This is a genomic window from Streptomyces sp. NPDC048331 (assembly GCF_043201215.1).
In the GTDB taxonomy this organism is placed as follows: domain Bacteria; phylum Actinomycetota; class Actinomycetes; order Streptomycetales; family Streptomycetaceae; genus Streptomyces.
On the sequence record NZ_JBICYT010000020.1, the window covers coordinates 147,304 to 160,271 of the forward strand.

The 12,968-nt window shown below is 73.1% G+C and carries 14 protein-coding genes and 1 pseudogene; 5 read left to right on the forward strand and 10 right to left on the reverse strand.

What is annotated here, in order from left to right; genetic code table 11:
* Positions 1-18: 18 nt before the first annotated feature.
* Positions 19-537, reverse strand: a complete 519-nt coding sequence (locus ACGFYY_RS26830) for a proline dehydrogenase (RefSeq protein WP_393713112.1) — start codon at positions 535-537, stop codon at positions 19-21.
* 113 nt (positions 538-650) lie between these two features.
* On the opposite strand from ACGFYY_RS26830, the gene ACGFYY_RS26835 reads away from it, so the two are divergent.
* Entirely contained in the window at positions 651-1,022 is a 372-nt protein-coding gene (locus tag ACGFYY_RS26835; protein WP_393713114.1) for a VOC family protein, read from the forward strand.
* Between the two features lie 51 nt (positions 1,023-1,073).
* On the opposite strand, the gene ACGFYY_RS26840 is transcribed toward ACGFYY_RS26835, so the two are convergent.
* The 3 genes from ACGFYY_RS26840 to ACGFYY_RS26850 all read right to left on the reverse strand — a co-directional run bounded on the left by ACGFYY_RS26840 (position 1,074) and on the right by ACGFYY_RS26850 (position 4,425).
* Positions 1,074-2,513, reverse strand: coding sequence for an amidase (locus tag ACGFYY_RS26840; protein WP_393713116.1), 1,440 nt, complete (start codon positions 2,511-2,513; stop codon positions 1,074-1,076).
* 123 nt (positions 2,514-2,636) lie between these two features.
* A complete protein-coding gene (locus tag ACGFYY_RS26845) occupies positions 2,637-3,242 on the reverse strand; it encodes a hypothetical protein (protein ID WP_393713118.1) in 606 nt (201 codons plus the stop codon).
* 94 nt (positions 3,243-3,336) lie between these two features.
* On the reverse strand, positions 3,337-4,425 hold the full coding sequence (locus ACGFYY_RS26850) for a DUF2330 domain-containing protein (protein ID WP_393713120.1): 1,089 nt from the start codon (positions 4,423-4,425) through the stop codon (positions 3,337-3,339).
* Positions 4,426-4,511: 86 nt separating this feature from the next.
* On the opposite strand from ACGFYY_RS26850, the gene ACGFYY_RS26855 reads away from it, so the two are divergent.
* Positions 4,512-5,021 carry a hypothetical protein gene (locus tag ACGFYY_RS26855; RefSeq protein ID WP_365275606.1) on the forward strand — a complete coding sequence of 170 codons (510 nt, stop codon included), beginning with the start codon at positions 4,512-4,514 and terminating at the stop codon, positions 5,019-5,021.
* 24 nt (positions 5,022-5,045) lie between these two features.
* Here ACGFYY_RS26855 and ACGFYY_RS26860 read toward each other — a convergent pair whose 3' ends face one another.
* The 5 genes from ACGFYY_RS26860 to ACGFYY_RS26880 are packed head-to-tail and all read right to left on the reverse strand — an operon-like array spanning position 5,046 to position 9,780.
* Positions 5,046-5,702 (reverse strand): HAD family hydrolase, encoded by a 657-nt coding sequence (locus tag ACGFYY_RS26860; RefSeq protein ID WP_393713123.1) that lies wholly within the window; start codon positions 5,700-5,702, stop codon positions 5,046-5,048.
* Entirely contained in the window at positions 5,699-6,802 is a 1,104-nt protein-coding gene (locus tag ACGFYY_RS26865) for an ABC transporter ATP-binding protein (RefSeq protein ID WP_393713125.1), read from the reverse strand. The genes ACGFYY_RS26860 and ACGFYY_RS26865 overlap by 4 nt, the downstream gene beginning before the upstream one ends.
* Positions 6,803-6,806: 4 nt before the next feature.
* Positions 6,807-7,739: an ABC transporter permease gene (locus ACGFYY_RS26870; protein WP_393713127.1), complete on the reverse strand. Its 933-nt coding sequence runs from the start codon at positions 7,737-7,739 to the stop codon at positions 6,807-6,809.
* A complete protein-coding gene (locus ACGFYY_RS26875) occupies positions 7,727-8,617 on the reverse strand; it encodes an ABC transporter permease (protein WP_393713129.1) in 891 nt (296 codons plus the stop codon). Before ACGFYY_RS26875 ends, ACGFYY_RS26870 begins: the two co-directional genes overlap by 13 nt.
* Positions 8,617-9,780: an ABC transporter substrate-binding protein gene (locus ACGFYY_RS26880; protein WP_393713131.1), complete on the reverse strand. Its 1,164-nt coding sequence runs from the start codon at positions 9,778-9,780 to the stop codon at positions 8,617-8,619. The genes ACGFYY_RS26875 and ACGFYY_RS26880 overlap by 1 nt, the downstream gene beginning before the upstream one ends.
* A 203-nt stretch (positions 9,781-9,983) precedes the next feature.
* On the opposite strand from ACGFYY_RS26880, the gene ACGFYY_RS26885 reads away from it, so the two are divergent.
* The gene (locus ACGFYY_RS26885) at positions 9,984-10,742 is read left to right on the forward strand and encodes a GntR family transcriptional regulator (protein ID WP_393713133.1); all 759 of its coding nucleotides are present in this window, start codon (positions 9,984-9,986) and stop codon (positions 10,740-10,742) included.
* A 5-nt stretch (positions 10,743-10,747) separates the two neighbouring features.
* Here the strand turns inward: ACGFYY_RS26885 and ACGFYY_RS26890 are convergent, their stop codons facing one another.
* Complete coding sequence (locus ACGFYY_RS26890; protein WP_393713135.1) at positions 10,748-11,707, reverse strand: reductase; 960 nt, start codon at positions 11,705-11,707, stop codon at positions 10,748-10,750.
* A 71-nt stretch (positions 11,708-11,778) separates the two neighbouring features.
* Here ACGFYY_RS26890 and ACGFYY_RS26895 point away from each other — a divergent pair, with 71 nt between their 5' ends.
* A complete protein-coding gene (locus tag ACGFYY_RS26895; RefSeq protein ID WP_393713137.1) occupies positions 11,779-12,702 on the forward strand; it encodes a LysR family transcriptional regulator in 924 nt (307 codons plus the stop codon).
* Positions 12,699-12,968 (forward strand): annotated as a pseudogene (locus ACGFYY_RS26900) (hypothetical protein); the annotation flags it as partial. The gene ACGFYY_RS26895 and the pseudogene ACGFYY_RS26900, both read left to right, overlap by 4 nt.

Below are 12,968 nucleotides of genomic sequence, written 5' to 3' on the forward strand. Positions count from 1 at the left end.
CGAGGGCCCCTGGGTAGGTCAGTCGGTGTTTCCGATCGTGCGCCGGGCCGCGAGCCGGAAGTCCTTGACCGCCTGGTAGAGGGTTCGCTCGCGCTCGGTGGCGAGGGCGGTGTCCTCGGCCTTGTGGGTGGTGTTTCCCGCGTGGGCGCGCTCGGCCATGCGTCGCACGACGTGTGAGAGATCGCTGGAGGCATGGCCGACCCGTTCCGCGACCTCCGCGACGGCTGCCGGTCCTTCGAGGATGACGATTTCGCCGGCGCGGTGGACCTCGCGGGCCAGAGTGATGAAGCGGCCGATCTTCTCGTCGACGTCGGGGAGATCGGGTCGCTCCGGACGAAGCGCTTCCAGGACGGCGTCCATGGCCATGTCGCGGCGGTGGAGTGCGTCGAGACAGCCGGCGTACGCGTCGTGGCGGTGCCGGCGGCTCCATGGGGCGTGCTGGGAGCGGGCTTGGGCACGGCCGTTCACGATCGCGGCCCCGAGGGTTGTGGCGGAGCCGACGGCGGCACCCAGCAGTGCGGCGAGTCCTGAGTCCATGGGCCCCGGTCTGTCGTTCTCGTGGTGCGTCCGGTGGGGCGGGGTCCGAAGCCCGACCCTGGTCCGGACGACCCCTGTGGGGGCGCTCGCGGGCCGGTGGCAGAGTGAGCCTCATGATCGGACACCTGTGCACCGTTGTCATCGACTGCCCCGACCCGGATGAACTCGCCGGATTCTACGAGAAGCTGCTGACGCTTTCCCGGCAGGCCGACACCGGCGAGTTCGTCATGCTCCGGAACGCGGCGGGCGCACCGGTGGTCGCCTTCCAGCGGGTGGACGACCACCGCGCGCCGCGGTGGACGGATCCCGCGCGTCCTCAGCAGATGCACCTCGACGTGATGGTCACGAACCTCGATACGGCCGAGGCCCAGGTGCTCGCCCTCGGCGCGACCCTGCTGGACGGTTCGGACAAGCCGATCGGTTACCGCGTCTACGCGGACCCCGTCGGCCATCCCTTCTGCCTGCTCACCCCCCAGGAACCCTGACCCATCACGTGCTCCGCCCCCTGCCCGGATCCGGGCAGGGGCGTCCTGCCGTCAGGCGACCGGCGGCCGAGGGCGTCGCTGGGACCACGGCCGGACCTCTTCCAGCTGGGCCGCCACCCGGAGCAGGGTCACCTCGTCGTCCCGGCGGCCCACCAGTTGCACGGCGAGCGGCAGACCGTCCTCGCCGAGGCCCGCCGGTACGGAGGCGGCCGGGTGCCCCGTGACGTTCCACAGTGCGGTGTACGCGACCATCGGGCGCGAGCGTGCCAGCGCCGTCAGCAGCCCGGCTCCGTCCAGTGCGCCCACCGGGCGCGGGCGCTCGGCGACGACCGGGGTCAGCAGCACGTCCATGGTGGTGAACATGCGGTCGGCGCGCTCCGCCAGTCGCTCCCCCGCCAGGATTCCGCGCTCCACGGCGGATTCGGGGACCAGTCGAGCGAGCGCGAGGGTACGCCGGGTGCGCCGTTCCAGCAGGTCGGGACGTTCGACGGCGTCGGCCTCCGCGCGGACGCCGCCGCAGAACTGCGCGGCGAACGGGGCCGTCGCGTCGGGGTAGCGGGGGTCGACCTCCCGTACGTCGTGGCCCAGTTCGCGCAGGGCCCGTACGGACTCCAGCACGGCCCCGACGTGTTCCGGATGCGGGCGCACCCCGGGCACGGCGGGCTTGACCGAGTAGCCGATGCGCAGGCGGCCCGGCGGGGTCTCCAGGGCCCCCACCCAACTGGTGGTCGTGGGGCGGGCGCTCCAGCGGTCCGTCGGGGTGGTCCCGGCGAGGACGTCGTAGAGCAGGGCGGCATCGCCCACGCCGCGGGTCAGCGGACCCACGGTGCCGAGCGCGTACCAGAGGTGCGCGTTCGGGGCGGTGGAGACCCGGCCGCGCTGGGGCTTGAGGCCGAACAGGCCGCAGCAGGCGGCCGGGATGCGGATGGATCCGCCGCCGTCGCCGCCGAGAGCCGCTGCGACCAGTCCGGCCGCGACGGCTGCGGCGCTGCCGCCGCTGGAGCCGCCGGGGGTGCGGGTGGTGTCCCAGGGGTTGCGGGTGTGACCGTGGGCGGCGGATTCGGTGAAGGGCCACTGGCCGAACTCGGGCATGGTCGTCTTGCCGATGACGACGGCTCCGGCGGCGCGCAGGCGGCGTACCGCTTCGGAGTCCGCCGCGACGGGGGTCCGGTTGGCGGAGCCGCCGAAGGTGGTGACCTGACCCGCGAGGTCCAGCTCGTCCTTGACGGCGACGGGGACGCCGTGGAGCGGACCGGTCGGCTGCGCCGCGTCACGGGCGTCGGCCTCGGCGAGGGCCTGCTCGGCGAGGACGACGCGGAAGGCTCCGAGGGCGGGGTCGGTTCGCGCGATGCGGCGCAGCGCGGCCTCGACGAGGGCGCGCGAGGTGGTCTTGCCGGTGCGGACCAGCTCGGCCTGGCGTGCGACCCCTTGGAACATCAACTCGGCGTCCTCCTCGTCCTGTTCCCGCCGTCGTGCGCCGTCCTCCGCCATGGAAACCACCCTTTTCCCCTTACCTGTCGGTAACTCCGGTGCAAGGCTGGTGTCCCGGCGCTCGCGCGTCAACCCCGTCAGGGTGGCGGCGGGTGCGCGGATCGGGTGGGTCGGGGCGTGCTTCTACGGGGTGTAGCCGTCGGGGGTCTTCCCGCACGGAGCGTAGATGCTGACGGCAAGCGTCCCGGTGGGTTCGTACCAGCGCACGTCGACCTGGTCGCCGGTGCTCGGGTCCTCGTACCGGAAGCCCCTGTCGGAGACGATCTCGTGGAGGGGTTTCCAGCCCTGTTGCGACAGGCGGGCGCGGACGCGCTCCTGGCCGGACCGGGCGGTTTCCTCCGGAACGTCGGTGGTCTGCCAGGTGAGTGCGAAGCTGCTGACGTCCGGGCGGCCTTGGTCGATGTGGGCGAAGGAACGCAGCCCCCGGTAGGAGCAGGCACCCGTCTCCAGCCGATCGGGCGGCGCGTCGGCCCCCGCGGGCAGGGCCAGATCGTCCTGGACGCGTTCGGCCTCCGCGCCGAGCCGGGTGGCGACGATCGCGGGATCGACCTCGGGGTACGGTGCGCCGTTCCACAGGCGGTACGCACCCCAGCCGGTGGCCAGAAGGACTGCGACCGCGCCGATCACCAGTGCCACGTACCGCGGGCGCGGGCGTGGACGCGGCCGCGGGCGGAGCGGCGCCGCAGGGGCGGAGGCCGGGGCGGAGGCGGAGGACGGTACGGAAGGCATGGTTCGGACGGTACGGGCTCGGCCGGCCCGCCCCATCGGGGCGGGTACTCACCTCGGCATGAGTACCCGCCCGGTCCGACGTGACCCGTGCGGGTCAGGCCGCCGTCGCGGCGATGTTCCGCCGGCGGCCTCGGATACGGAGCACCACGACGGCCGAGGCGGTCAGGGCCACCACGACGGCCCCCAGGGTCAGCAGCCAGACCGGTATCCCGCCTACCGTGAGCAGCTTGTCGTGGTAGATCGCCCGGCGGTACGGGGTGTCCTCGGCGGTGGCGCGCAGTTCGTGGTCGGCGTCGATGTGCTCCGGTACCGGGAACCGCTGGTCGATGGCGGTGAGGAAGACGGGCTCGGCCCCGGCCAGTTCGGCGAGCGGGCCGCGCTCGGGGTGGATGGTTCCCGCGAAGGTCACCTCGGGTGCGGACCCGCCGATCGGGGAGGCGGGCTCCATGCGGTGGTCGGCGAGGACGTACAGGCCGAGGGACTGCGGGGTCTTCGCCATCCGGGAGAGCCGCATCGGGTAGACCAGCCGGTCGCTGTCGAAGCGGATCCGCAGCGGGTCCAGGTCGCCGCGCAGCGGTTTGCCCTGTTCCCGCGGGGCGAGCCGGACGGCCACGTACTCCCAGTTCTGGTCCACGTACGGCTTGACCTCGGTGGCGAGGCGGTCGGGGAGCTTGAAGCCGTTGCTCTCCAGCCAGTTCCTCAGGGCGGCCGGGTCGGTGGCGGTGAGCCGGGCGACGTCGAAGTCGCCGAGCTGTTCCCGGCCGACGACGCCGACCGGCGGGGCCGCGGCGCCGGGCATCGGGGCGCCGGCACTGTCCCTGCTGTTCGAGGAGAAGGGCCAGTCGCGCTCGCGCGGCCAGAAGTAGCCGCGGGTCTTGTGCTCGGGCAGGGTGAGCCGGCCCAGTTCGTCGAACATCGCGCCGTCGCCCAGCTCCACCGTGGCCCGGCTCGGTACCGGCATGATCCAGGCGGCCCGGTGGGCGTCCCCGCCGACGGAGAACCGCATGACGATCTGCTCCGTACGGCCGTCCCAGCGCACGACGGAGGTCTCCCGGTCGACTCCGATCCGGGACTGCCCGTCGGGGATCATGGCCCCGCACCCGCATGCGTAGGCGGGGTTGACCAGTGCGCCCAGCTGGGTCGCGAGCAGGGCGAACAGCAGTGCCACAATTCTTCGTTTCATCCACACGGGGTCTCAGACGACGGCCCCTGTGATCCGGTTCCGACCCCCCTCGCCGACCACTCCGACCTGGCCTCATACTGTGCCCCATGACGGGGAGCGAGAAGCGGCAGCAGGCTCTGCTGCGCCGGTCCGCGGTGCTGCGCAGCCCGCTGGTTCCGGATGCCGTGGCGGCGGAGATCGCGCGGCACGACTGGGAGTCCATCGAGTGCGGCTGCGGCCGGTCGGCGGGCCATCTGATGGACGCCGTACGGGATGCCGCCGAGGGGCATCCGTCCGCGTTCCACGCGCTGGAGGGGCATGTCTTCTTCGCGGAGCACCTGAAGCCGCCCGCCCCGGCGGTGTGCGGTGTCCTGATGGCCGTGTGGGCCGCGCACCCGCCCCGGCGGGCGACCCGCGAGGCCCTGCTGTGGACGTTGCTCGCCCTGCTCTGCACGGTGGACGACGGCGGCACCCACGAGGCCGGACTGCACGGGCAGTGCGCCGCCTTCATCCGAACGGGTGTGGACGGCTTCCGACGTGAGGTCGCCACGGCCCCGGGTTCCGGGACCGCCGCCTATGCCGAGGGCATCCTGGACATCCTCGGCCTACCGGCCTGAGTCCGCCCCGGGATCGGGCCGGGGTCACGCCGGGGTCAGGCAGCTCCGCAGCCGTGCCACGGTGACGTCCTCCAGGGAGTCGGCGAAGGTCCGCGGCGGTGACGCCGGTACCGCCAGCAGGGACGGGACCACCAGGACCGCGCAGCCGGCGGCCTCCGCGGAGGCGGCGCCGTCCGGCGAGTCCTCCACCGCGACGCAGGCCCGTGGGGCGAGGCCGAGGCGCCCGGCGGCCGCCCGGTAGGGGTCCGGGTGCGGCTTGGTGCGGGCGGTGTCGTCGGCGGACAGGGTGAAGGCGAAGGGGACATGGGCCAGGGAGCCCCCGACCACCGAGTCGACGACGACCCGCGGTGACGCGCTGACCAGGGCGAAGGGCACGCCCTCCGCTTCCAGTGCGGTCAGCAGCCGCTGGGCGCCGGGTCGCATCGGCGCGCCGGCCTCCACCCGGCGGAAGAAGCGCTCGGTGAGCGCCGCCGCCACCGCGGACGGGTCTCCGCTTCCCGAGACCCGTACGAGGTGGGCGGCGGTGTCCTCGACGGCCCGGCCGACGACCTCGGGTGCGTCGGCGTCGGTGAGCCGGTGGCCGAGGCCGGCGGCTGTCTCCTCGGTGGCGCGCCACCACAGCACCTCGGTGTCGACGAGGGTGCCGTCCATGTCGAAGAGGACCGCGGCGAGGGCGCTCACGCGGGCCCGGCCACGACGAGCACGGGTCGCTCGGTCGGTCCGACGGTGGCGCGCGCACCCGGCCCCAGGGCTCCGGCGTCCCGCGAGGGCAGGTCCGCCTTGACGCGCACCCCGTCCGGCAGTTCCAGGTGGAGCCGGGTCACGGAGCCGAGGAAGGAGGCCGAGACCACGGTGGCCGCGCCCTCGGTGTCGGCGGTGACGGTGAGGTTCTCGGGGCGCACGAGGACCTGTACCTCCGGCGTCGTGGGGATCGGGCCGTCGACGGGCAGGCGGACTCCCGCCACCTCGACGAGGCCGGATCCGGCGAGCCGTCCCGGCAGCCGGTTCATGGTGCCGACGAACTCGGCGACGAAGGGGGTGGCCGGGCGGTCGTACAGCTCGGCCGGGGCGGCACACTGTTCCAGCTTGCCGGCGTTCAGGACGGCGACCCGGTCGGCCATCGACAGGGCCTCCTCCTGGTCGTGGGTGACGAAGACGGTGGTGATGCCGAGGGAGAGCTGGAGGCGGCGGATCTCCTCGCGCAGGTTCGCCCGTACCTTGGCGTCGAGCGCGGAGAGCGGCTCGTCGAGCAGGAGTACGCGCGGGCGCAGGGCGAGCGCGCGGGCGAGGGCCACGCGCTGCTGCTGGCCGCCGGACATCTGGTGCGGGTAGCGGTCGCCGTGGTCGGGCAGGCCGACCAGGTCGAGCAGTTCTGCGGCGCGCTCGCGGCGTTCGGCCGCGCCGACCTTGCGTACGCGCAGGCCGAAGGCCACGTTGTCGCGGGCGCTCAGGTTCGGGAAGAGGCTGTACGACTGGAAGACCATGCCGGCGTCGCGGCGGTTGGCCGGGACCCGGGTGATGTCCGCCCCGTCGACGAGGACCTCGCCGGAGTCGGGCTGTTCGAAGCCGGCGACGACGCGCAGGGCGGTGGTCTTGCCGCAGCCGGACGGGCCGAGCAGGGCGAGGAGTTCACCGGGTTCGACGGTGAGGTCGAGCCCGTCGAGGGCGACGGTGGATCCGAACGCCCGGCGCAGGCCTCTGAATTCGACGCGCGCGCCCGCGGGCCGGGCGGGGTCCGCCGGCTTCCTGGCCGCGGGCGGGGTGGTGGGCGTGGTGGACATGGGCTCAGGGCTCCTTGCGGGAGGTGGTGGCGGGTGCGGCCGCGGTGGTGGAGGGGGAGGTCCCGGCCCGGGAGAGGGCGATCAGCAGCAGCCAGGTGATCAGGAGGCTGAGGATGGACACGGCCACCGACATCCGGGCCTGCGCTCCGGAGATCGAGACGATCCATACCGCGAAGGGCTGGAACCCGAGGAGGGATGCGATGGTGAACTCGCCGAGCACCAGGGCCAGGGTGAGGAAGGCGGCGCCGGCGAGGGAGGCACGCAGGTTCGGCAGCAGGACGCGCAGGACGACGTGGGGCCAGCCCGCGCCGCAGCTGCGGGCGGCCTCGACGAGGGTCGGTACGTCGACGGCGCGCAGGCCCGCGTCGAGCGAGCGGTGGACGAAGGGGAGCGCCAGGACCGTGTAGGCGAGGACCAGGACGACGGGGAACTTCTCGTTCTGGACGGCGATGAAGGTCTGGTAGAGCGGTGTCCGCGACAGGTGTTCGGGGCCCCAGCGCAGCACGGTGGTGATGCCGGTGACCAGCGCGATGGGCGGCACCACCAGCGGCAGCATGCACACGACCTCGACGATCGGGCGCAGTCGCGGGGAGCCGATGCGTACGGCCACCAGTGCGGGCACGGCGAGCAGCAGCGACAGGGTGATGGTCGCGGCGGCGAGGCCGAGGGAGAGCAGCAGGCTCTCGGTGAATCCGTCGGCGGAGAGCAGTTCGGTGTACGCCTCGAAGGTGACGCCCTGTCCGGGCACGTGCACGGTGAAGACGAAGGAGGCGACGAGCGGGATCAGGAAGTAGGCGCCGGCGAGGCCGAGGACGGCTCCGCGCCAGATCCGGGGGCGGGGCCGGCGGGCCGGGGTCCGCGCGGGGGCGCCGGTGTCCGAAGTCCGCGTGTCCGGGGCGCCGTCGGGGTACCGGGTGGTCGGGGTCATCGCAGCCATCGGGCGCTCCGTCGCTGGAGGGGCAGGTAGACCGCCATGACCAGGCCGGCGATCAGGATCATGTCGAGGCCGAGGGCGAGCGCCACGTTCTCCTGGCCGGTGAGCACGTTCCCGGACAGTGCGTCCGCGATCTTGAGGGTGACCAGGGGGACGGAACCTCCGACGAGGGCCGCGGCCGTGGCGTGGGCGGCGAAGGCGGTTCCGAAGAGCAGGACGAACCCGCCGAGCAGGGAGGGCGCGAGCACGGGCAGCCCGACGTGGCGCCAGAACTGCCGACCGGTGGCCCCGCTGTTCTGGGCGGCCTCGCGCCATTGCGGGCGCAGTCCGTCCAGCGCCGGGGCGATCACCAGGACCATCAGGGGGATCAGGAAGTACAGGTAGACCACGGTGAGACCGGTGAAGGAGTACAGGTTCCAGCCGAGGTCGGTGAGGTCGGCGAGCTGGGTGACGACCCCGGAGATCCCGACGGTGGCGATGAAGGCGAACGCGAGCGGTACGCCGCCGAAGTTGGCGAGCACCCCGGAGGCGGTCAGCGCGGCGCCGCGCAGTCCCGCCGACCGGGAGGTGACCACGGCCTGGGCGATCACCACGCCCAGGACGCCGGCGACGAGTGCGGTGAGGGCGGAGAGCTGGACGCTGCCGACGAGGGAGCCGAGGTAGGGGCCCTGGAGGGAGCGGGCGAGGTGCTCACCGGTCACCCGGGTGGTGCCGCTCGCCGGGTCGGTGCGGGTGACCGCGCCGTAGGCCATGGCGCCGAGCGGGATGCCGAAGCACAGCCCGGTGAAGGTGAGCAGCGGGAGGGCGGCGAGCCAGGTGCGCGGGCCGCGCCGCCGGCGGCGGGTACCGTCGGCGGCGCGGAGGGCGGTGGTGGAGGGCATCAGGAGAGGGCCTTGTCCCACTTCTCGGCGAGGGTGGCCTTGGCCTTGTCGAGCTCCTCGGAGGCGGGGAAGGCCGGGGTGCCCTGGACCTGCGGGAGCTTGGCGACGGCGGCCGCCTCGGCGGTGCCGTCCTGGGTCATGCCGGGGAGCAGGACCGGGCGGGCGTACCCCTTGAGCCACAGGTTCTGGCCCTCGGCGCTGTAGAGGAACTCCAGCCACAGGCGGGCGGCGGCCGGGTTCGGGGCCTCCTTGTTGATGGCCTGCGAGTAGTACTGGGCGTAGACGCCGTCGGTGGGGACGGCGACCTTCCAGTCGACGCCCTTGCCCTTGAACTGGTCGGCGTAGCCGGCGTTCAGGTAGTCCCAGTCGATGGAGATGGGCGTCTCGCCCTTCTCGACGGTGGCCGGGGTGGACTCGACGGGGATGAAGTTGCCGCTCTTCTTCAGCTGTCCGAAGAAGTCGATGCCGGGCTGGATGTCGGCGAAGGAGCCCTTGTTGGCGAGGGCGGCCGCGTAGACGCCGCCGAAGGCCGAGCCGGACTTGGTGGGGTTGCCGTTGAGGGCGACCTTGCCCTTGTACTCGGGCTTGAGGAGGTCGGCGAAGGTCTGCGGGCATGTGGGGATCCGGGCGGCGTCGCAGCCGATGGAGACGTAGCCGCCGTAGTCGTTGGTCCAGCGGCCGTCGGCGTCCTTCTGGGCGGCGGGGATCTTGTCCCAGCCGGTGACCTTGTACGGGGCGAAGAGGTTCTCGGCCGCGCCGCTGCGGGCGAAGGCGATCCCGAGGTCGAGGACGTCGGGGGCGCGCTTCTGGCCCTTGCGGGACTTGACGGCGGCTATCTCGTCGGAGCTGGAGGCGTCCGGGTTCTCGCTGTTGACCTTGATCTTGTACTTGGCCTCGAAGGCCTTGATGATCTCGCCGTAGTTCGCCCAGTCCGGCGGCAGCGCGATGACGTTGAGCTCGCCCTCCTTCCGCGCGGCGGCGGTGAGGGCCTCCAAGGAGCCGAAGTCGGCGACCGAGGTCGCGGCGCCCGGCCGCACGGCGTTCTTGGCGCCGTCGGCGCCGCCGGACTTCGGGTCGGGGGCGGCACCGCACGCGCTGAGCGTGGTGAGTACGGCGGCGCTGAGCAGAACGGCCGCACCGCGACGGGCGGAGGAACTGAGCACGGTCTCTCCCGGAGACGAGGGTGGTTTCACTTGTCTGAACAAGTTGGCTCCAGTTCGCCCGGGCGCGCTGTACGGACGGTGAACGGCGCCTGTCCCCGGGAGCACGACTCGAAGAAGAGAGAAGAATGACCGGAAGAAGCCGTGACAGAGCCTGTTGGAATGATCATGGGAGACCGGCGAACGGCGATCAGGGGGCGAAGGACATGAGCAGGGACGCGGGCACGGCCAGGTACCTGGAGATCGCCGAGGCACTACGGCGGGCGATCCTCTCGGGCGAGCTCCCGGTGGGGTCGCACCTGCCCTCGGAGAGCGACCTGGCCACGCGATGGTCCGCATCGCGCGGGACGGTCCGCCAAGCGGTCGCCACCCTCGCCGCGGAGGGGCTGATCGGCTCCCGCCAGGGCGCGCGGCGCATCGTCCTGCGCCGCGAGCGCCGACACAGCTTCGCCGAGCTGAACAGCTTCGCCCAGTGGGCCGAGGGGCTCGGGCACCGGGCCGCCGGCCGCTTCCTGTCCCGCACCCGCAGGCCCGCCACGACCGAGGAGGCGGAGCGGCTCGCGCTGGCGTCGGGTACGGAGATCCTGGCCGTACTGCGGCTGCGGCTGCTCGACGGGGAGCCCACCATGGTGGAGCGGACCGCCTACGCCGACTGGGTCGCGGCGGCCGTCGAGGCGCTGCCGGTGGACTGCCGCTCCGTCATGGACAGCCTGGCCGAGGACTCGGGGGTCACCGCCCACTACGGCGAGCACCTCATCGACGCCCTGCCGGCCGGCAGCGAGGACGCCCGACTGCTCCAGATCCGGCGCGGCAGCCCGCTGTTGCGCCAGCGGCACGTCTCACGATCGGCCACCGGCCGCCCGATCGAGTGGTCCGACGATCGCTACCGGGCCGGCAGCGTGACCTTCAGTGTGAGCAACTCGTCGGTAGCGACTCCTTTGGAGCGGCGCGTCGGAGACCAGTGACCGGGTCAACCCTCGGCGCGCGGGGTCTCGGCGATCGCCCCGGGCAGCCAGTCGGCGACGTGGCCGAAGCCGAAGCCCAGGGCCGAGGCCCGGCCGTTGTCCATGGCGTAGGCGCGGTCGAAGGAGAAGGGCGAGGCCTCGGCGCCCTCCCCCACCACCCGGTACCGCACGGCGCGCCCGACCCGCGCCGCGACCGCCTCGCAGAGCGCCGTCACGTCCGTCGCGCCGTGCGAGGCCGCGTTGACCGGCCCGGTGAAGGTCTGTTCCGCGGTCCAGTGCAGGAATTCGGCCATCTCCTGGTGATGGATGAACGAGGTGGCGTACGGGGCTTCGTGCACGTCGACGGGGGTACCGGCGGCGATCCGCCGCACGTAGTGCGCGAGCCGCCCGGTGAACTCCGCCGCGCCGCCGCCGAGCACGTGCGCGGCGCGCACGCCGACGTACGGGAAGGCCGGGTCCCGCAGGAAGACGGCTTCGGCCTGCCGCTTCCCCTCGGCGTAGACGTACGCGGGCCAGGGCCCGGGCGGGCGGCCCGCCGCGCCCGCGGGCGGCAGCCGGACGGGGTCGAGCGACGCCTCGGTCACGGGGGCGGTTGCGGGTGCGGAGGGGGAGGCGGGGGCGGGGGCGCGGTCCACCGGACCGGCGGGGAACGTGGCCGGGTCGTAGACCTCCATCGTCGAGGTCATGACGTAGCGCCCGGTCCGCCCGGCGAAGACGCGTCGGGCGACGGCGGCCTGGAGCGGTGTGTAGCAGACCTGGTCCACGACCACGTCGAAGTCCCGCGCGCCGAGCGCCGCCCGCAGTGCCGCCTCGTCGTCGCGGTCGGCGACGAGACGGCCGACGCCGGGCGGTGGCGCACCGGAGCCGCGGTTGAGGACGGTGATCTCGTCGCCCGCGTCACGCACCCGGGTGACCAGGGTCTTTCCGAAATACCGGCTGCCGCCGATGACAAGAATCCGCTTCATGCGTGCGACTGTGCCGCTGTATCGTCCCCAGCGGAACGGACCAGCCGCTGAACGCATCGTAAGGAAAACTGATGATCGATGTGCATCGGTTGCGCATCCTTCGGGCCGTGGCCGAGCACGGCAGCTTCAACCGGGCCGCCGGCGCCCTGCTGTTGACCCCGTCGGCCGTCTCCCAGCACATCGCGGCGCTGGAGCGTACGGTCGGCCACCCGGTGGCGGTGCGCAGCACGCGCGGGGTCACCCTCACCGAACCCGGCCGGCTGCTGGTGGAGGCGGCCGAGTCGATCGCCGCCGAGCTGGACCAGGTCCGCCACGCGATCGACCGGCTCACGGCGGAGCGACCACGCCTCACCGTCGCCACCTTCACCAGCGGGGGCCGGCACCTGCTGCCCGCGGCGCTGGCCCGGTTCGTGGCGGAGCACCCCGAGGTGGAGCTGACCGTGCGGGAGAGCGAGCCCGAGGGCGCCGTGGCGATGGTGCGCGACGGCACGGCGGATCTCGCGTTGGCCTACCACTTCGACGGGCCGCCGCCGGTGCGCCCGGACGAGCGACCGGGGCTCGACTGGGTTCCGCTGATGGAGGATCCGCTGTGGCTGGTGCTGCCGCGTGGTCACCGTCTCGCGGACCGGGCCTCGGTGGGACTGGCCGAACTGGGCGCCGAGCGCTGGGTGCTGGGCTGTCTCAGGACGGAGGCCTACCTGCGCCGGTACGCGGAGCTCGCAGGATTCGACCTCCGGGTGGCGGCCTCCACCACCGACTACTTCTTCGCGCAGACCCTGGTCGCGGCCGGCGTCGGGGTCTCCCTGGTCCCGCACGTCTCGCTGTCCACGACAGGGGAGTCGACCGCAGTCCGCATCGACCCCCCGCGTCCCGCCCGGCACATCGGGCTGGTCCTCCCCCGTCGGCGGCGTCCACACCCCCCTACCCGGACGTTGGCCGCAGCCCTGACCGCTGCCGCCACCACGACCCGCACACCGACCGGAGAGCGCCCTTGAACCATCTTCTGTGCGGACTGGCAGCCAATCCGGCGCTGCCGTCCGAACTGGTCGACCGATTGCTGACGCGCGCGCTGGAGGAGGCGGGGACCTGCCTCGACCGGGACTACGCCGACGAACTCCTCCACGATCTGACCGACCGCACCGATCTGCGTCGTGACCAGGTGCTGGCGCTAGGCCGTCTCTTCCGGATCTTGCCGGGCCCGGCCCGCCCGGCACGGCACCTCGCCGCGTTGTCGGGGCACCCGAGTACGTCCGGTACACGG